The organism is Pseudomonas entomophila, from assembly GCF_013523125.1.
GTDB classification, from domain to species: Bacteria; Pseudomonadota; Gammaproteobacteria; order Pseudomonadales; family Pseudomonadaceae; genus Aquipseudomonas; species Aquipseudomonas entomophila_B.
Map to the genome: position 1 here is coordinate 107,135 of NZ_JAAMQJ010000006.1, position 19,346 is coordinate 126,480.

Genomic DNA, 19,346 nt, shown 5'->3' on the forward strand with positions numbered 1-19,346 from the left:
CGGACGGCCGCATCTGCCGCTACGTGTTTTCACACGCCGATCAAGGATAGCCCATGCGCCTGCCTTTGCCGCCTCACCTCCCTGCCATCCTCCAGCCTTTGGTCGTTCGCAATCGACAGGCATGGGATGACGCGCTGGCCGCCCATCCCGAGGCGTCAGACCACGCCTTCAGCGAGGAACGACGTCGCCAGTTCGACCAGGTCGCGGCCGCCAGCGAGTTCGTGCTCGACCAGAGCCTGCGTGAGCCGGGCATGGTTTGCGAACTGCTCGCCAGCGGCGAACTGGAACGCGCCCTGGCCCCTGGCGAGCTGCGCGCGCGCATTGCCGCCGCGGTGGCGGCAGCGGACAGTGAAGATGCCCTGGCGCGCCAGCTACGCCGCGAGCGTAATCGCCAGCAGGTGCGCATCATCTGGCGCGACATCACCCGCCAAGCCGATCTGGCGCAGACCTGCCGCGACCTGTCCGACCTGGCCGATGCCTCGATCGACCAGGCCTACCACTGGTTGTACCCGCGTCACTGTCAGCAGTTCGGCACCCCGATCGGCCGCAGCGGCGCGCCCCAGCACATGGTCGTGCTGGGGATGGGCAAGCTCGGCGCCGTGGAGCTGAACCTGTCCTCCGACATCGACCTGATCTTCGCCTTCCCCGAAGGCGGGGAGACCGAGGGCGTCAAGCGCCCGCTGGACAACCAGGAATTCTTCACTCGCCTGGGGCAGCGCCTGATCAAGGCACTCGACCCGGTCACCGTCGACGGCTTCGTGTTCCGCGTCGACATGCGCCTGCGGCCCTATGGTTCGGCAGGTGCCCTGGTCCTGAGCTTCAATGCCCTGGAACACTACTATCAGGACCAGGGCCGCGACTGGGAACGCTACGCCATGATCAAGGCCCGCGTGGTGGCGGGCGACCAGGACAGCGGCGCGCAACTGCAGGCGATGCTGCGGCCGTTCGTCTACCGCCGCTACCTGGACTTCTCGGCCATCGAGGCGCTGCGCACCATGAAGCAGCTGATCCAGCAGGAGGTGCGGCGCAAGGGCATGGCCGACAATATCAAGCTGGGGGCCGGTGGCATCCGCGAGGTGGAGTTCATCGCCCAGGCCTTCCAGTTGATCCATGGCGGCCGCGACCTGAGCCTGCAGCAGCGACCGCTGCTCAAGGTGCTGGCCACGCTCGAAGACCAAGGCTACCTGCCGCCGGCGGTCGTGGCCGAGCTGCGTGACGGGTACGCCTTCCTGCGCTATACCGAGCACGCCATCCAGGCCATCGCCGACCGCCAGACCCAGATGCTGCCGGAGGATGAAACGGGGCGCGCTCGGGTCGCCTATATGCTCGGTTTCGACGACTGGGAAGCGTTCCATGCGCAGCTCATGCACTGGCGCGGCCGCATCGACTGGCACTTCCGCCAGGTGATCGCCGACCCCGACGAGGACGAGGCCGAGGGCGAGCTGGTGGTCGGGGGCGAGTGGTCGCCGCTGTGGGAGCAGGTCCAGGATGAAGAGGCGGCCAGTCGCCAGCTGCACGAAGCCGGCTTCGGCCGTCCCGATGAGGCCCTGCGGCGCCTGGCCGGCTTGCGCGCCAGCCCTTCGTTGCGCTCGATGCAGCGCATCGGTCGCGAACGCCTCGACGCCTTCATCCCGCGCCTGCTGGCCCAGGCCGTGGAGCACGCCGACCCGGACCTGGTGCTTGAGCGTGTACTGCCGCTGGTGGAGGCCGTGGCGCGACGCTCGGCCTATCTGGTGCTACTGACGGAAAACCCTGGGGCCCTGCGCCGCCTGCTGACCCTGTGCGCGGCCAGCCCGTGGATCGCCGAGCAGATCGCTCGTTACCCGCTGTTGCTCGACGAGCTGCTCAACGAAGGACGGCTGTTCAGCCCGCCCCTGGCGCCCGAACTGGCCTCGGAGCTGCGCGAGCGGTTGACGCGCATTCCCGAGGACGACCTGGAGCAGCAGATGGAAGCCCTGCGGCATTTCAAGCTGGCCCACAACCTGCGCGTGGCCGCCTCGGAAATCACCGGTCACCTGCCGCTGATGAAGGTCAGCGACTACCTGACCTGGCTGGCCGAAGCGATCCTCGACCAGGTGCTGGCCCTGGCCTGGCGCCAGACCGTGGCTCGCCACGGACAGCCCAAGCGTCTCGACGGCAGCCTGTGCGACCCAGGGTTCATCATCGTGGGCTACGGCAAGGTCGGGGGAATCGAACTAGGGCACGGCTCGGACCTGGACCTGGTGTTCATCCACGACGGCGACCCGCAGGCCGAAACCGACGGTGCCAAGCCGATCGATGGCGCGCAGTTCTTCACCCGGCTCGGGCAGCGCATCATCCACCTGCTGACCACCCACACCGCCTCCGGCCAGCTCTACGACGTCGACATGCGCCTGCGCCCGTCGGGCGCGTCTGGCCTGCTGGTCAGTTCGCTGGGGGCGTTCGAGCGCTACCAGCAGAAGGAGGCCTGGACCTGGGAGCACCAGGCCCTGGTGCGGGCCCGCGTGCTGGTCGGCTGCAGCCAGGTCGGCCAAGCGTTCGAGGCCGTGAGGGCGCAGGTGCTGGGTCAGCCACGGGCGCTGGAGACGCTGCGCACGCAAGTCAGCGAGATGCGCGCCAAGATGCGCGACAACCTCGGCAGCCGCGCCACCGCTGCCGGTACGGCAGCCAACGCGTTCGACCCCGGTCAGCCGTTCGACATCAAGCAGGACGCCGGTGGCATCGTCGACATCGAGTTCATGGTGCAGTACGCCACGCTTGCCTGGTCCCATACGCACCCGGCGCTACTGCGCTGGACTGACAACGTGCGCCTGCTCGAAGAACTCGAGCAGGCCGGGCTGCTGCCGGCCAGCGATGCCGGGCTGTTGCGTGAAGTCTACAAGGCCTACCGTTCGGCCTCCCACCGGCAGGCCCTGCAGAAGCACCCGGGCGTGATCGATGCCTCGCAGTTCGCCGACGAGCGTCGTCAGGTACGGCGCATCTGGGCAGCGCTGGGGTTGTCGTGACCGGGAGCGGGTCCACGGTGGTACACTGGCCGGCATTTAGCCTGAAGCGCATACGGTGCCTCGGGCGTGGCAGGGTAAGGTTCGAAGGGGTAGGGGATCGCGTTGCGGTCCATCGCGGCACTGGGGCCGCTCCCACAGAGGCGACGGCGCGCCTCGGTCCGTGGGAGCGGCTTCGATGCCTTGAGTGCCCTGCAGCGCCCCTCGACCGCCCGTCGCCCTCAAGCCCGATCGAGGCCCCAGGCCTGCCGGAGCGATACTGGAAGACGCATGAACATTCTGATCATTGGGCCCAGCTGGGTCGGCGACATGGTGATGGCGCAGACCTTGTTCCAGTGCCTGAAACTGCAGCACCCCGAGTGCGTGATCGATGTACTGGCCCCCGAGTGGAGCCGGCCGATCCTCGAGCGCATGCCCGAAGTCCGCCAGGCCTTGAGCTTCCCGCTCGGCCACGGCGCGCTCGAGCTCGGCACCCGGCGGCGCATCGGCAAGTCCCTGGCCGGTCAGTACGACCAGGCGATCCTGCTGCCCAACTCGCTGAAATCGGCGCTGGTGCCCTTCTTCGCCGGGATCCCCAAACGGACCGGCTGGCGTGGCGAATGGCGTTTCGGTCTGCTCAACGACGTGCGTCGGCTGGACAAGGCCCGCTACCCGCTGATGATCGAGCGCTTCATGGCGCTGGCCTATCCATCCGGCACCGAGCTGACCCAGCCCTACCCACGACCCGCGCTGCGCATCGAGCCGGCCAGCCGCGACGCGGCCCTGGCCAAGTTCGGGCTGGAGCTGGACCGGCCGGTCCTGGCATTGTGTCCCGGGGCCGAGTTCGGCGAGTCCAAACGTTGGCCGGCCGAGCATTACGCCGAGGTGGCCGAGGCCCTGATTCGCCTGGGCTGGCAGGTCTGGCTGTTCGGCTCGAAGAAGGACCATCCGGTGGGCGAGTCGATTCGCGAGCGGTTGATCCCAGGCTTCAGGGAAGAGTCGGTGAACCTCTCCGGCGAGACCTCGCTGGCCGAGGCCATCGACCTGTTGTCCTGCGCCACGGCGGCGGTGTCCAACGATTCGGGCCTCATGCACGTGGCCGCCGCGTTGGCACGCCCCCTGGTGGCCGTGTACGGCTCGACCTCGCCAGGCTTCACCCCGCCGCTGGCCGAGCAGGTCGAAGTGGTGCGCCTGGGTATCGAGTGCAGCCCGTGCTTCGAGCGCACCTGCCGCTTCGGCCACTACAACTGCCTGCGCCTGCTCGAGCCGCCTGCGGTCATCGCCGCCCTGCGACGATTGCCTGGCGCGGCGCTGATCGATGTCCTGGCCGAGGTCGACTGACGTGCGCGTCCTGATCGTCAAGACCTCGTCCCTGGGCGACGTGATCCACACGCTGCCGGCGCTGACCGATGCGGCCCGTGCCATCCCCGGTATCCGCTTCGACTGGGTGGTGGAGGAGGGCTTCGCCGAGATCCCCAGCTGGCACCCGGCCGTGGACCAGGTCATTCCGGTGAACATCCGCCGGTGGCGCAAACAGCTCTGGCAGACGTTCAGGAACGGCGAGTGGCGCCAGTTCAAGGCACGCGTGCGCGAGCGTTCCTATGACCTGGTCATCGATGCCCAGGGCCTGCTCAAGTCGGCGTGGCTGACCCGTTACGTCAAGGCACCGGTCGCCGGGCTGGATCGCTACTCGGCGCGCGAAGGCTGGTCGAGCCGCTTCTACGACCGGCGCCTGTCGGTCGCCCTCGGCCAGCATGCCGTCGAGCGCGTGCGCCAACTGTTCGCCCTGGCGCTGGCCTACGACCTGCCCGACGGGCTGGGCGACTACGGCCTGGACCTGAGCCGCCTGGACCTGCCGCCGACCGCGCCGTACGTGGTGTTCCTGCACGGCACCACTTGGGACACCAAGCACTGGCCGGAAGCCTATTGGCGCGCCCTGGCCGAGCGCATGGACCAGCACCGCCTGAAGGTCTGCCTGCCCTGGGGCAACCCGACCGAGAAGGCCCGCGCCGAGCGCATCGCCCAAGGCCTGGCGCACTGTCAGGTGCTGCCCAAGCTGAATCTGGCCGGCGTTGCCCGTATCCTGGCCGCTGCCAGGGCGTGCGTGGCGGTGGACACCGGCCTCGGCCACCTGGCTGCGGCGTTGGACGTGCCGACCGTGTCGCTGTTCGGCCCGACCGACCCTGGCCTGACCGGCGCCTACGGGCGTGCCCAGGTGCACCTGGGCAGCGACTGGCCCTGCGCGCCCTGCCTGCAGAAGACCTGTACCTATAAGCCGAGCGCCGAGGACCTGCGCCGGTTCGACATCCAACGCGAGTGGCCGCTGTGCTTCACTCGCCTGAATCCCGAGCACGTGGCGCGCCGCCTGAGCGCGCTGCTGCTGACCGAGGCTGTTCGTTGATGCAACTGGCTTTCGTACTCTACAAATACTTCCCCTTCGGCGGACTGCAGCGTGACTTCATGCGCATCGCCCTGGAGTGCCAGGCACGCGGTCACCAGATCCGCGTGTACACCCTGATCTGGGAGGGCGACGTGCCCCCAGGCTTCGAGGTGAACGTGGCCCCGGTCAAGGCGTTGTTCAACCACCGCCGCAACGAGAAGCTCAGTGCGTGGATGGCCGCGGACCTCGCGCGTCGGCCGGTCGATCGCCTGATCGGCTTCAACAAGATGCCGGGCCTGGACGTCTACTACGCCGCCGACGGCTGTTTCGAGGACAAGGCCCAGACCCTGCGCGGCGGGCTGTATCGCCGCTGGGGCCGCTACCGGCATTTCGCCGAGTACGAGCGCGCGGTGTTCGGGCGCGAGGCGCACACCGAGATCCTGATGATCTCCGAGGTGCAGCAGCCGCTGTTCGTCAAACACTACGGTACGCCGGCCGAGCGCTTTCACCTGTTGCCGCCCGGCATCTCGCCGGACCGCCGCCGCCCGGCCGATGCCGACGCCATTCGCGCGCAGTTTCGCCGCGAGTTCAAGCTGGCCGACGATGACCTGCTGCTGGTGCAGATCGGCTCGGGCTTCAAGACCAAGGGCGTCGACCGCAGCCTCAAGGCACTCGCCGCGCTGCCGCCAGCCTTGCGCAAGCGTACCCGGCTGATGGTGATCGGCCAGGACGACCCCAAGGTCTTCCAGTTGCAGAGCACCGCGCTGGGGCTGGGCGAGCACGTGCAGTTCCTCAAGGGGCGCAGCGACATCCCGCGTTTCCTGCTGGGCGCCGACCTGCTGATCCACCCGGCCTACAACGAGAACACCGGCACGGTCCTGCTCGAAGCCCTGGTCGCCGGCCTGCCGGTGCTGGTCTCCAAGGTCTGCGGTTACGCCCACTACATCGCCGAAGCCGACAGCGGTCTGGTGCTGGACGAGCCGTTCGCGCAAGGGCAGCTCGACGACTGCCTGCGCCGCCTGCTCGAGGACGATGCCGCGCGTGCCCAGTGGTCGCGCAATGGCGTGGCCTTCGCCGACCGCGCCGACCTCTACAGCATGCCGCAGCGCGCCGCCGACGTGATCCTCGGGCAGGAGACCCCATGAAACTGATACTGGCCGAACCCTTCGCGCGGCTGTGGGCCGGACGCGACCCCTTCGAGGCGGTCGAGGGCTTGCAGGGCGTGGTCTACCGGGAGCTGGAAGCGCGCCGCACGCTGCGCACCGAGGTCGACGGCAAGGGCTATTTCGTCAAGATCCATCGCGGTATCGGCTGGGGCGAGATCGCCAAGAACCTGCTCACGGCCAAGCTGCCGGTGCTCGGTGCCGGCCAGGAATGGCGCGCGCTCGAACGCCTGCATCAGGCCGGCGTGCCGACCATGACCGCCGTGGCGTATGGTGAGCGTGGCGACAACCCGGCGACCCAGCACTCGTTCATCGTCACCGAAGAACTGGCGCCCACCGTCAGCCTCGAGGACTACAGCCTCGACTGGCGGCGCCAACCGCCTGAGCCTCGGCTCAAGCGCGCCCTGATCGCCGAAGTCGCGCGCATGACCGGCACCATGCACCGTGCCGGGGTCAACCATCGCGACTGCTACATCTGCCATTTCCTGCTGCACACCGATCGCCCGGTGACCGCCGACGGCCTGAAGCTGTCGCTCATCGACCTGCACCGGGCCCAGACCCGCACCGCCACGCCACGGCGCTGGCGCGACAAGGACCTGGCGGGCCTGTACTTCTCGGCCCTGGACATCGGCCTGACCCGCCGTGACCTGCTGCGCTTTCTCAAGGGCTACTTTTGCAAGCCGCTGCGCACGATCCTGACCGAAGAGGCCGCGTTGCTCGCTGCCCTGCGCGGCAAGGCGGACAAGCTCTACGCCCGCAAGCAACGCTACGGGGACGCGCTCTGATGGCCGGCTGGACACTGGCGCCGGACTACCCGCACCTGGCGCACGACTTCGGCAGCCTCGATGCGGTGTTCGCCTTGCAGGGCGAGCGCCTGACCCGCGATCCGCTGAGCGAGGTGATCCGCGTCCAGCGCGACGGCGTCAACTACTACGTCAAGCGTTACACCGGCGCGGGCAAGGGCCTGCGCCGCTACCTGGGCCGCCCACGGATCAAGGCCGAATGGCAGAACCTCAAGCAGTTCGCCAAGTGGGGCATACCGACCGCCGAGGTGGTCGCCTGGGGCTTGGAGCGCAACGGCCTGGCTTTCGGCCGCGGGGCGATGATCACCCGCGAGCTGCCGCGCACCGAAGACCTCTCGGTGCTGGCCGAGCGCAACGACCCACGCCTGAGCGACCGCGCCTGGGTGGCGCACATCAGCGAGCAGCTGGCGCGGCACACCCGGGTCATGCACCAGCACCACTTCACGCACAATGACTTGAAGTGGCGCAACCTGTTGGTCGACGACCAGGCCTCGGTGTACTTCATCGATTGCCCGACCGGCGACTTCTGGCGCGGCTTCATGCTGCGCCACCGGCTCATCAAGGACCTGGCGTGCCTGGACAAGGTCGCCAAATACCATCTTTCAGCCACGCAGCGACTGCGCTTCTACCTGCACTACCGCGGGCACGCCCGCCTCACGGCGGCGGACAAGCGCCGGGTGCGCCAGGTCGTGGCTTTCTTCGAGGGACGGGAATGACCGACTACCTGGCCGATGCCGAGCGCGCCTTGTTGCAGCGCCATGGCCTGGACGATTTCGACGCGCTCTGGTCGCTGCAACTGGAGGCCGTCGACGAGCCCAACACCGGGCGCGGTGGCTGGAGCAGCGTCTATCGCCTGGAGCTGGAGGGCAAGGGCTACTACCTCAAGCGCCAGAGCAATTACTTGACGCACACCCTGCACCGTCCGTGGGGCGAGCCGACCTTCGCCCGCGAGTTCCGCAACATCGCGCGTTACCAGGCACTCGGCATCCCGGCCTTGCAGGCGGTGTTCTACGGCCAGCGCAAGGTGAAGGGCGAACACCGCGCCCTGCTGATGACCCGTGCGCTGGACGCGTGGACCGACCTGGATCACCTGCTGGCGCAATGGCCACAGCTGGACGCCCCGCAGCGCCACGGCATCCTGCAGGCCTGCGGACGGTTGGCGCGCACGCTGCACGCGGCAGGCCAGGTGCATGGCTGCTTCTACCCCAAGCATATTTTTCTGCGCGCGCGCAGCGAGGGCTGGCAGGCTCAGCTGATCGACCTGGAAAAGACCCGTCCGTTGCTGTTCGGCCTGCGTGACCGGCTCAAGGACCTGGAGCCGTTGCTGCGTCGAGCACCGATCTGGACCGAACTGGACCGGCAGGTATTCTTGTCGAGCTATCTCGAACAGGCGCCCGACAGCGCGCTGGTCGAGACGTGGCAGGCACGCCTGGCACAGCGACGACGCCACAAGGAGACGCGTTGATGCGGTTGTCTGAACTGAAACAGGCTGGCCGTACCCCCGAGGTACCGCTGTCGATCACCCTGGCCGATGCGGCAGGCAGCGCCGAACTGCAACTGCTGAGTCTGCTGCGGGTGTTGCCTGGGCAGCGCTATGTCGGGGCTGGCATCTGGCGCGGTCGCACGGTGCTGGCCAAGCTGCTGGTCGGCTCGAGCGCGGCACGGCATTTCCAGCGCGAGCTGGAGGGCGTGCGGCTGCTGGCGGCTCAAGGCTTGAGCACGCCGCAATTGCTGGCCGACGGGTTGACCGAAGGCGAGGGCGGCTGGCTGCTGTTCGAGTACCTGGAGCAGGCCCGCAGCCTGGGTGATGCCTGGGCCGACGTCGAGGCACGAGCACCTCTGGACGACGCGCAGCAGGACGTACTGGGGCAAGCCCTGGGCGCCGTGGCCACGCTGCACGCCAAAGGGCTCTGGCAGGAGGACCTGCACCTGGACAACCTGCTGCGCCAGGGCGACACGCTGTACCTCATCGACGGCGCCGGCATCAAGGCCGAAACCCCTGGGCAGCCCCTGTCGCGCCAGCGCGTGCTGGAAAACCTCGGGGTGTTCTTCGCCCAGTTGCCCCAACGCCTGGAGCCCTACACCGAGGAGCTGCTGGTGCACTACCTGCTGGCCAACGCCGAGCATGCGCTGCCGCTGGAGGCCTTGCAGAAGCAGGTGGACAAGGTGCGTGCCTGGCGTCTGAAAGACTATCTGGACAAGGCCGGACGTGACTGCACGCTGTTCAGCGTCGAGCGCAGCCTGTCCGGTCTGCAGGCCGTGCAACGTGATCGCGCGCCCGTCCTGCGGCCAGTGCTGGAACAGGCCGACGCGCTGATCGAGCGAGGGCACCTGTACAAGACCGGCGGCGCCGCCAGCGTGGCACGGGTCGAAAGCGGTGGGCTCACCCTGGTGCTCAAGCGCTACAACATCAAGGACGTGGCGCACTGGCTCAAGCGCTTCTGGCGCCCGAGCCGCGCCTGGCATTCCTGGATCGAAGGGCAGCGTCTGACCTTCCTCGAGATCGCGACCCCTCGTCCGCTGGCCGTGCTCGAGCACCGCGTGCTGGGCTTGCGCCAGCGCGCCTACCTGGTGACCGAGTATGCCGACGGTCCCGACCTGATCGCCTGCTTCGCGCCCTACGTCGACAGCGGTCAGGCCCCAGAGGCGCAAGTCCAGGCACTGGTCGCGCTGATGCAGCGGTTGATTCAGGAACGGATCAGTCATGGCGACTTGAAGGGCCACAATCTGTTCTGGCAGGACGGCCGCTGGTCGCTGATCGACCTGGACGCCATGTGCCAGCACACGACGCAACGCAGCTTCGCTGCCGCCCAGGCCCGCGACCGCGCTCGCCTGCTGCGCAACTGGCCGGCCGACAGCGCGTTGCACCAGCGCCTGGATCAGGTGCTGCCGCGCGTCGGCTCGTAGCCTGCCGGCAGGCCCAGCCACCCGCTGCTGCGCCCGGCCTGGTGGGCACGGATCTGCCAGACCCCGTCCTGCCAGCGCAACACGGCCCAGGCTTCCATGGTGTTCTTGAGTTCAGCCGGGATCAGCAGGTGGTAGTGGTGGGGCAGCAGGTGCCGGCGCAGGGGCAGCGAGCGTGGCCCTGCTTGCAGGTACCACGTCTGGACTGTTTGATAGAGACCGACTTCCTCTGACCGTGGCTCGGCCTCTGGCGGTCTGTCGACCGCACAGGCGTCGAAGAGCGTGGCCAGGTCTGGCAGACCGTCATGCCAGAGAATGGGCGAATCGATCACCCAATTGCCGTTGGCCAGGCGTTTGATCGGTAGCTTGGTATAGGCCTCTGGCAATTGCGGGTCGACTGCACGCCAGCGGCGTCCGTCGAAGATCACGTTGTAGAACCGCCCGGCGTCATCCTGAACGAAGTATTGCGTCACGCCGCGATGAGCTGACGGCTTCTCGTAGACCCCTTCACCGTAGATGCCATCCAGCCGATAGCGTAGCTGGTCGACGTTGGGCGTCACCTGGTAGTGGGTGGGCAGGGTGGCGGTGGGGTTGGCAGGGATCTGGCGAACCGCTCGACGCGTGACCGACGAGCCAGCGATGCTGCTGAGGCCGTCGGCCAGGTGGGAAAGCGCTTCGAACAGCTGGATGAACGCACCGTGGCGATCGTTTTCGTGCAAGGATTCCAGGCTTTCGAGCGACGAAACTGCCGTGCGGCCGAATGCCAGGGGCGCCATGATACGGTGCGGCAGCACCAGGCTGATCAGGTCCAGCAATAGCCAGAACGTATTCAACACCGTCTCGCCCAGCAGCTCCTGCCGGGTGGCGCTGCTGGCATCGACCCTTTCCAGCAGTGCGCGAACGTCTGCCTGGTAGCAGGCGTCGAACAGGTGACCCTGGATGACCGGGCGCTCGAGGTTCGGCCCCAACCGACCCTTGAGCAGCAGTGTTTCGACGGTGTCCGAGGAGAGCAGGGGCAAGCGCTCCTTGATGTAGTCGCGCAGTGCAGGATGGTCGCGCACATCGCGCAGCAGGTGACGGGCATTGCGATAGTGCCGCCAGGGGCGCCGGTCGGGCGCATCGGGCGCGTAGAGCAGGAAGCCGGTCAGGCGGGTACGCTCGGCGGCGATCAGCAGCACACCTTGCATCGTGTGTTGCCTGATCAGCACTTGATGGACGTTGATGTGGCCCTCCTGGAGGCAGGGGCGCCGCCGACTGTCGGGATGGTCCAGTACGCAGCTGACCCAGGCGTAGCCTTGGTTTGGCCAGATCGCAAGGTAGTGGCCGGCGTAGAGGGCCTTGACCGCCTCGGCGCGCATGCGGGCTTGGTTGATGCGCCCGTGCGCCCGTTGTCGCCACATGCCTGCTTCGGATTCGATCAGGTGTTTGCGCAGGAACGCGTCATAGCGTGCGCCGGCGTTGAGCCCCTGGACCAGCCGCTTGATCAGCGAGGCGTCCAGCCCCGCTGGCGCGGCACTGCCATCGGCGCGGTGCAGCCGTGCCGTCAACCAGTAATCGATGTCGAACCAGCTGACGTTGAGCAGGGCCAGTTCGTCCAGCGTGTAGGTGATCGAGACCAGCTCGACGCTGTCGCCTACCCGCGGTCGACTGGCGGCAGGAATATAGCTGTTCGGCGACAACGGATTGAACAGCGGACCGGTCTGTCGCGCCATGGTCACGGTCAGGCGCAGGTCGTCCAGCGTCACGTTCAGCCCGGTGACGCGGTACAGGCGCTCGACCAGGCGCTCGCGCGTCCAGGCCAGCAAGGAATGGCGTGCGGTGAACTGCTCCAGTGTCGGCAGGCCAGGCGCGCTCGCGTACTCGATCGCGGTCACCAGCTCTTGCAACGTCTGCATGATGTGCGTCAGCGCCCTCTGAGGGGCCTGGCGCAACCAGGCAGGCATGTGCTTTTCAAGCAACAGGGCATAGCGGGTGGCCAATGCGCCACGGCTGTCGACGTCGCCTACCACGCGCAGCGCACCCTTGAGCGCGGTATCGAAGGCGCGTACGTCACGCTGCAGCCCGCTGCGCCAGGCGTCCTGCCAGGCCAGCATGAAGCGACGACGCTGGGCTTCACGCACGGCGTCCACCTGGGCGTCCACCATGTCCTCGGGGTACCAGTCGTAGCGCAGGCGTGAGGCCTGGCGGGCACGTTGTCGTCTGTCGGGCGTCACCAGCAAGTCCAGCAACGGTGCGCTCTGGATCGGATCTTCGAGCCGTTCGCACAGCTCCTGGTGCAGCTCGGCCAGGCTCGTGAACGCCTCGAGGCCGTGGGACAGGCTGCACAGCAGGGCCACGCCCGCAGGCTCGTCATGTTCGAGCAAACGGCCTTCGGGGCCCTGCTGCAGCAACACCAGGGTGCCGGGCAGGTGCTGACGCCAGTTGGGGTCGGTGCCTTCGAGCAGCGGTTTGTAGACCTGCGGACGTTCCTGGACAGGCAGGCGCTGGCGTTGCCAGGCCTGCGGATACTCCATGCACGTGCGCAGCAGACGCTCATGGGTGGCGTCGAGCGTCGCGTCGGTCCAGCGCAGACGCAGCTCGGTGTCCAGTTGGTCGCGTCGCAGGGACGCCAAACGCGCGTGGCGCGTCAGGCCGCGCGCATCGCGCTCCAGCCAGAAATCCAGGGAACGAAGGTACCAGGCCTGCCGCACCTGTTGGCAGAACGCCTCGATACGCTCGGCGAAGTCTGCCGGCAGCGTGAGGGTAGCGTTGCCGACATGGCCGACGGAAGGCGCCGTGAATCGCGTGCCCTCGAGCAGGCGTTGCCCGACACGATCGAGCAGCGTGCGGCCGTCCAGGCGCAAGCGGTGGGCGCGTAGGTCGGGGTCGTCCAGCCAGGCGGCGAGCTGTTGGTTGAGGCTGCGTTCGATCCCGGCGGGCAGGGCCAGCAGCCGCTTGAGCTGGCGATCCAGTGCTTCGAACTGTTGCAGAGGCGTCATGATCAGGCTCCTTGAAGGGAGCGACGATCCTGGCCGAACCCCTGGACGTTCCGGCGACAGGCATGTACCACCGTCTTTCGACGGGCTACAACGAAGGGCTGACGGCCAAGCGACGGCGCCACTGCGCCAGACGTTGCTCGAGCTGCGCAAGGCTGTCGAGCTGTTGCCTGCGTGCCTGACTGAACAGGATCAGCACCAGTTCGGCGGTCACCTGCGCATCGGCGCTGGCATGGTGCCGCTCCTGAACCTGCAAGCCGAACCGCGCGACCCAGTCGTCCAGGCCGGCTTCGCGCAGGACGGTATCCGGGTTGAGCATCGGCGCCAGCTCGGCAACGTCCAGGAACGACTGTTCGAGACGGTAGCCCAGGCTGTCTTTCAGAGCGCGCGCGAGCATGCGTTGATCGAATGGCGCATGGAAGGCCAACACCGGGCTGTCACCGATGAACTCGAGCAGATCGAGCAGCGCTTCGGCAGGCTCGCTGCCCGCCGCCAAGGCGCTGGGGCCAAGCCCGTGGATGAGCACACTGGAGGTGGTCTTCTGGCTCGGGCGGCACAGGGTGCGCTCGAATTGCTGAGCCAGGTCGATGGCGCCGTCCTCGATCACCACTGCGCCGATGGACAGGACCTGGTCACGCTGGGTATTCAGGCCACTGGTTTCCAGGTCCAGAACCACCCAGCGCTGGGCACGCAGGCTGAGTGTGTCCCGTGGCCTGGCAACCGGCAGGGCGGCCAGACGCCGTCGCCACGGCTCTGCAAGGCGTGGCGCGCTGGGGCGCAGCCAGCGCAGCAGGTCCAGGCTCACAGCTGGTACCGCAGCGCCAGGCTGGCCTGGAGGCGCTGGGCCTGGCGCAGCGCCTCGCGCAGGATGCGCCGGTCGAGGTGGTTCAGGCTGTCGGGGTCGATCCGGTTGGAGTAGGGCCGGTGTTCACGGCTCTGATGCTGGTGGTGTTGCAGGCGTGTCTGCTGGATGAAGTGATACGCCTCTTCGAACGCCGCCCCGTCGAGCGCGTCGACCACGCCATGGGCGATCAACCGGCGCAAGCGCTCCAAGGTATTGGTGGCGTCGATGCCATGGGCCAGCGCCAGCAGACGAGCCCCATCGACGAAGGGCGTCAGGCCCTGCACCTTGAGATCGAGCGTGGCGGTGCGCTCACCGTCCTGACGGGTCAGCACGAAATCCCGAAAGCGTCCCACCGGCGGACGTTGACGCAGGGCATTTTCGGCCAGCATGCGCTGGAACAGGCGGTTGTCGGCCACCTGCTCGAGGATCCCCTGGCGCAGCGACGCGCAGGCAGATTCCTCGCCCCAGACCACCCGCAGGTCGAAATAGATGCTCGAACTCAACAGGTTCTCGGGGCTGGCCTCACGGATGAACCCGGCGAAACGCCGTGCCCATTCGGCGCGTGACAGGCACAGGTCCGGATGGCCGGCCATGACGTTGCCTGTACAGAGGCTGAAGCCGCACCGCGCCAGGCATTGGTTGATGTGCTGTGCCAGCGGGAGCAAGCGCTCACGGCAGACGTTGGCCTCGGCGTCGTCACGCGCCTCGAAGACGATGCCGTTGTCCTGGTCGGTGTACAGCGTCTGCTCGCGACGGCCTTCGCTGCCGAAGCACAACCAGCTGAAGGCGACGCCAGGGTCGCCCTGTTCGGCGATGGCCAGTTCGATGACCCGGCAGACGGTGTGGTCGTTGAGCAGCGTGATGATCTGCGTGATCTGGGTCGACGAAGCACCATGGGCCAGCATGCGCTCGACCAGCACGCCGATGTCCTTGCGCAGCGTTATCAGGTGCTCCAGTCGCGAGGCGTGACGAATGGTCCGGGCCAGGTGCACCAGGTCCACTCGCTGCAAGGAAAACAGGTCGCGTTCCGATACCACGCCACACACGCGTCCTTCGTCGACCAGGCAGACGTGGGCGATGTGGCGTTCGGTCATCGCCATGGCGGCATCGAAGGCACTGGCCTTGGGGTCGAGAAAGAACGGCGCGGTCGTCATGTGCTGGTGAATTGGCGCATCCAGCTCGGCGCTGGCATGGGCCACGGCCTGGCGCAGGTCGCGCAGGGTGAAGATGCCGACCGGAAAGCGGCGTGGGTCGACGATCACGATGCTGCCGACTTGCTGTTCGTGCATCAGCCGTACGGCTTCGCGCATCGGCGTGTGCGGTGCGCAGGTCACTGGGTGACGCAGGGCCAGCTCACCCAGCGGCGTGTTCAGCGAATACTGTGTGCCCAACGTTTCCACCGCCTGGCGCCGCACCTGCCGATTGACCTGGTCCAGCAGGCTGCTCACCCCGCGCAGGGCGAAATCGCGGAAGGGTTCGGACAGGGAGAACACACGGATGAACGCGGCCTTGTTCAGTTGCAGGCAGAAGGTGTCGTCGCCGGCCAGGTGTTCGGTGCGTGTGGCACGCTCGCCCAGCAACGCCGCCAGGGGAAAGCACTCGCCGGTGCTGATTTCGAAGGTGGTCTCCATGCCCGGACGGGTCGCCTGCTGTCGTTCGCCGACCACGCGCCCCTGCTTGACGATGTAGAAATGTTCCACGGGACCGTCGCTGGGCTTGAGGATGCTTTCGCCGGCGGCATGGAACCGCAATTGGCACTGTTCGACCAGGTACGCCAGGTGCGCCTGTTCCATCTGGTTGAAGGGCGCAAAGCGCTGCAGGAACTGCACGGTGCCCTGGATGTTCTGCAACACGGCGGTCTTGCCAGCCTTGTCGAAGGCGTCCTGTCTGCTCATCGAACTACCGCATCGTCGTGCCGGCGCCGAGTACGCGCGGCCTGTTGTTGTGCAGGCATGGTCGAACGAAGGCCGTTGCCTGCCCATTGGACGTAAGTCTAGGAGTGATCGGGGGGCTGTTTCTGGAAAACCCCGACGAAAGGCAGCTTGCACGCCAGAGGTTTGCGGTCTGAACTGGAGGAACGGACTTTCGACGAGTGGGCCATGGGTGAGCACGACGACATCTTGAGCGACGCCGAGCGTGAGCTGCTGGCGCACCTAGGCACGCCTGCCACGCCGCCACAGCAGGTACTGGTCGTGGATGACAACGAGGTCAATCGCCAGGCGCTGTGCATCTATCTGGGCACCAAAGGCATCGACTGCCTGGGCGCAGCCAGCGCCGTTCAGGCATTGGAGATCCTGGCGCGTGAGCCGGAGGTCGGCGTGATGATCACCGATCTGCGCATGACCACGGCCGACCCCAGCGAACCACAGGATGGCCTCGAGCTGATTCGGCTGATCCGCCAGTCGCGATGGGCGGCGCTGTCGATCATCGTGGTATCAGGTGACACCGACGTGAGCGAAGCGGTGGACGTCATGCACCTGGGCGTCGTGGATTTTCTGCTCAAGCCAGTGGACCTCGACAAGTTGCTGCGTCTGGTCAGGGAGGAACTGGGGCTTCGGCAGGGCACGAGCTGATGCAGGTTTCAACGGGTTGGCCGTGCCATGGGGCCGTACGATCAGCCACGCCGTACATCGGGCCAACCTGCACCACCCTCACACCTGCGCAATCCTCCCCGCAAGGGCGGCCGCCGTGGCCTCGCATCGTCGCCCGGCTGACCGCCCTGCACCTCACACGTCCCGACGTTCCTGCGCCCGCGCCTTGAAGACACGCCGCTGACGGTGCAGCACCGGTTCGGTGTAGCCGTTGGGCTGTCGGGCGCCTTCGACGATCAACTCGCGCGCCGCCTGGAACGCGATGTTGTCGGCGACGTGCGGCGTCATCGGGCGGTAGTGCGGGTCATCGGCATTCTGCCGGTCCACCACGGCCGCCATGCGCGTCAGGCTTTCCATCACCTGGGCTTCATCGATCACGCCATGGCGCAGCCAGTTGGCCAGCAGCTGACTGGAAATGCGCAAAGTGGCGCGGTCTTCCATCAGGCCGACGTCGTCGATGTCCGGCACCTTGGAACAGCCGATGCCCTGGTCGATCCAGCGCACCACGTACCCCAGGATGCTCTGGGCATTGTTGTCCACTTCGGTACGGATCGCCTCGGCGGACCCTGGCGCACCTTCGGCCAGGGGCAGCGTGAGGATATCGTCCAGTGCGGCCGGCGCGCGCGTGGCCAGCTCGGCCTGGCGGGCGCGGACGTCGACCGTGTGGTAGTGCAGGGCATGCAGCACGGCAGCGGTCGGCGAGGGGACCCAGGCGGTGTTGGCACCGGCCAGCGGGTGCGCGACCTTCTGCTCGAGCATCGCCGCCATCAGGTCGGGCATGGCCCACATGCCTTTGCCGATCTGGGCCCGGCCCGGCAAGCCGGCTGCCAGGCCCACGTCGACGTTGTTGTTCTCATAGGCGCCGATCCAGGCCTGCTGCTTCATCGCGCCCTTGCGTACCATCACCCCGGCTTCCATGGACGTGTGAATCTCGTCGCCAGTGCGGTCGAGGAAACCGGTGTTGATGAACACCACGCGCTCGGCGGCGGCCTGGATGCAGGCCTTGAGGTTGACCGTGGTGCGCCGCTCTTCGTCCATGATGCCGATCTTCAGCGTATGGCGTGCCAGGCCCAGCACCGTTTCCACACGGCTGAACAGATCGACGGCGAAAGCGACCTCGTCAGGGCCGTGCATCTTCGGCTTGACGATGTACACGCTGCCGCGACGGCTGTTGCGCCAGGGGCCGGCACCATTGAGGTCATGCAGTGCGGCCAGGCCGGTGACCAGGGCGTCGAGCATCCCTTCCGGCACTTCGTTGCCGTGAGCGTCGAGCACGGCGGGGGTCGTCATCAGGTGGCCGACGTTGCGCACGAACAGCAACGAGCGGCCTGGCAGGGTCAGTCGACCGCCGTCGACGCGGGTGTATTCACGGTCCGGTTCGAGCGTGCGGGTGAACGTCGTTCCTGACTTGGTGACGCGCTCGCTGAGGTCGCCCTTCATCAGCCCCAGCCAGTTGCGGTAGACGAGCGTCTTGTCCTCGGCGTCCACGGCGGCGACGGAGTCTTCGCAGTCCATGATCGTGGTCAGGGCCGCTTCCATGAGCAGGTCCTTGATGCCGGCGCTGTCCATGCGTCCGATGGGCGTCTCGGCGTCGATCTGGAGTTCGACGTGCAGGCCATGGTGGCGCAACAAGAGGGCGGTCGGTGCCTCGGGCTGGCCCCGGTAGCCGGCCAGTTGGGACGGATCGCGCAGGCCACTGGCCTGTCCATCGGCCAGGGTCACCCGCAGCGTGCCGTGCTCGATCTGGTAGCGCGTGGTGCCCACGTGCGATCCCCTGGCCAGCGGCATCGCCTGGTCGAGGAAGGCGCGGGCGAAGGCGACGACGCGCGCACCCCGTACCGGGTTGTAGCCCGCACCGCGTTGCGCGCCGCCGTCCTCACCGATGGCATCGGTGCCGTACAGCGCGTCGTACAACGAGCCCCAGCGTGCATTGGCGGCATTGAGGGCAAAGCGCGCATTGCTCACGGGCACGACCAGTTGCGGCCCGGCCAGTCGAGCGATTTCCTCGTCGACGTTCTCGGTGGTGATCTGGACGTCGCCCACGGGCGGCAGCAGGTAGCCGATCTCCTGGAGAAACGCCTTGTAGCCTGCCGCATCGTGTGGCTGGCCCCGCTGTTGCCGATGCCAGCCGTCGATCAGCGCCTGCAGCGCGTCACGGTGGGCGAGCAAGGCCTGGTTGCGCGGCGCGAGCGCCTCGATGAGTGCTGCGGCGTCCGACCAGAACCGGTCGGCCTCCAGGCCCGTGCCTGGCAAGGCTTCGTCGACGATGAAATCGTGCAGGACCTTGGCGACCTGAAGGCCGCCGACGTTGATCCGTTCAGTCATGGTGTGCCTCACTCTGCTGGGCTGTCTTGTTCGTAAGGGGGCGCGTGATACCGGTCAGACCGCTCGTTGCAGGGTGCGTCGTGCAATCTTGTAGTCCGTCCTGGCGGATACTACATGAAGCGGGACGAACGTGAACATCGGAGATGAATCAGGCGCGGGCTTGGCGCAATGACGGCGTATACGGCGTTTTGAAAGCGCTGCCGGTTATCCAGAATTTTCGTGCGCCTGCTTGTGGATAACCTGGGGGTGTACGGCTACAGGGCAGGCAGCGCATGGCCTGGAAAGATTTGTACAAAAAATGTACAGACCGATGATGCTTGTGCACACGGCACGGGGATGGGCCTGTGGATAACCTCTGGGAGGAACGCTGCAGGCCATGGCTTCTGGGCGCTGCAGCGGTT

Annotated in this window: 13 protein-coding genes; 9 read left to right on the forward strand and 4 right to left on the reverse strand. The window is 67.1% G+C overall.

The features are described from left to right. The first annotated feature begins 53 nt into the window (after positions 1–53). From glnE to G7007_RS05780, 8 genes are all read left to right on the forward strand, one after another. Complete coding sequence (glnE, locus tag G7007_RS05745) at positions 54–2,984, forward strand: bifunctional [glutamate--ammonia ligase]-adenylyl-L-tyrosine phosphorylase/[glutamate--ammonia-ligase] adenylyltransferase (protein ID WP_181099793.1); 2,931 nt, start codon at positions 54–56, stop codon at positions 2,982–2,984. A gap of 267 nt (positions 2,985–3,251) precedes the next feature. Beyond that, positions 3,252–4,301, forward strand: a complete 1,050-nt coding sequence (gene waaF / locus G7007_RS05750; protein WP_181099795.1) for a lipopolysaccharide heptosyltransferase II — start codon at positions 3,252–3,254, stop codon at positions 4,299–4,301. 1 nt (position 4,302) lies between these two features. Continuing rightward, positions 4,303–5,361 (forward strand): lipopolysaccharide heptosyltransferase I, encoded by a 1,059-nt coding sequence (gene waaC, locus G7007_RS05755; protein ID WP_181099797.1) that lies wholly within the window; start codon positions 4,303–4,305, stop codon positions 5,359–5,361. Next, entirely contained in the window at positions 5,361–6,485 is a 1,125-nt protein-coding gene (locus G7007_RS05760) for a glycosyltransferase family 4 protein (RefSeq protein ID WP_181099799.1), read from the forward strand. Before waaC ends, G7007_RS05760 begins: the two co-directional genes overlap by 1 nt. Beyond that, on the forward strand, positions 6,482–7,288 hold the full coding sequence (gene rfaP / locus G7007_RS05765) for a lipopolysaccharide core heptose(I) kinase RfaP (RefSeq protein WP_181099801.1): 807 nt from the start codon (positions 6,482–6,484) through the stop codon (positions 7,286–7,288). The genes G7007_RS05760 and rfaP overlap by 4 nt, the downstream gene beginning before the upstream one ends. Next, complete coding sequence (locus tag G7007_RS05770) at positions 7,288–8,022, forward strand: lipopolysaccharide kinase InaA family protein (RefSeq protein ID WP_181099803.1); 735 nt, start codon at positions 7,288–7,290, stop codon at positions 8,020–8,022. The genes rfaP and G7007_RS05770 overlap by 1 nt, the downstream gene beginning before the upstream one ends. After that, the gene (locus tag G7007_RS05775) at positions 8,019–8,771 is read left to right on the forward strand and encodes a lipopolysaccharide kinase InaA family protein (protein WP_181099805.1); all 753 of its coding nucleotides are present in this window, start codon (positions 8,019–8,021) and stop codon (positions 8,769–8,771) included. The genes G7007_RS05770 and G7007_RS05775 overlap by 4 nt, the downstream gene beginning before the upstream one ends. After that, the gene (locus G7007_RS05780) at positions 8,771–10,213 is read left to right on the forward strand and encodes a lipopolysaccharide kinase InaA family protein (protein WP_181099807.1); all 1,443 of its coding nucleotides are present in this window, start codon (positions 8,771–8,773) and stop codon (positions 10,211–10,213) included. The genes G7007_RS05775 and G7007_RS05780 overlap by 1 nt, the downstream gene beginning before the upstream one ends. Here G7007_RS05780 and G7007_RS05785 read toward each other — a convergent pair. The 3 genes from G7007_RS05785 to G7007_RS05795 all read right to left on the reverse strand — a co-directional run bounded on the left by G7007_RS05785 (position 10,186) and on the right by G7007_RS05795 (position 15,924). Next, the gene (locus G7007_RS05785; RefSeq protein ID WP_181099809.1) at positions 10,186–13,188 is read right to left on the reverse strand and encodes a hypothetical protein; all 3,003 of its coding nucleotides are present in this window, start codon (positions 13,186–13,188) and stop codon (positions 10,186–10,188) included. The two genes, G7007_RS05780 and G7007_RS05785, sit on opposite strands and share 28 nt — an antisense overlap. 85 nt (positions 13,189–13,273) lie before the next feature. After that, a complete protein-coding gene (locus G7007_RS05790) occupies positions 13,274–13,984 on the reverse strand; it encodes a 3'-5' exonuclease (protein ID WP_181099896.1) in 711 nt (236 codons plus the stop codon). Between the two features lie 2 nt (positions 13,985–13,986). Further along, a complete protein-coding gene (locus G7007_RS05795) occupies positions 13,987–15,924 on the reverse strand; it encodes a putative nucleotidyltransferase substrate binding domain-containing protein (RefSeq protein WP_181099818.1) in 1,938 nt (645 codons plus the stop codon). A gap of 204 nt (positions 15,925–16,128) precedes the next feature. Here G7007_RS05795 and G7007_RS05800 point away from each other — a divergent pair, with 204 nt between their 5' ends. Further along, a complete protein-coding gene (locus G7007_RS05800; RefSeq protein ID WP_181099820.1) occupies positions 16,129–16,602 on the forward strand; it encodes a response regulator in 474 nt (157 codons plus the stop codon). A gap of 153 nt (positions 16,603–16,755) precedes the next feature. On the opposite strand, the gene G7007_RS05805 is transcribed toward G7007_RS05800, so the two are convergent. After that, a complete protein-coding gene (locus G7007_RS05805) occupies positions 16,756–18,945 on the reverse strand; it encodes a malate synthase G (protein WP_181099822.1) in 2,190 nt (729 codons plus the stop codon). Positions 18,946–19,346 lie beyond the last annotated feature (401 nt).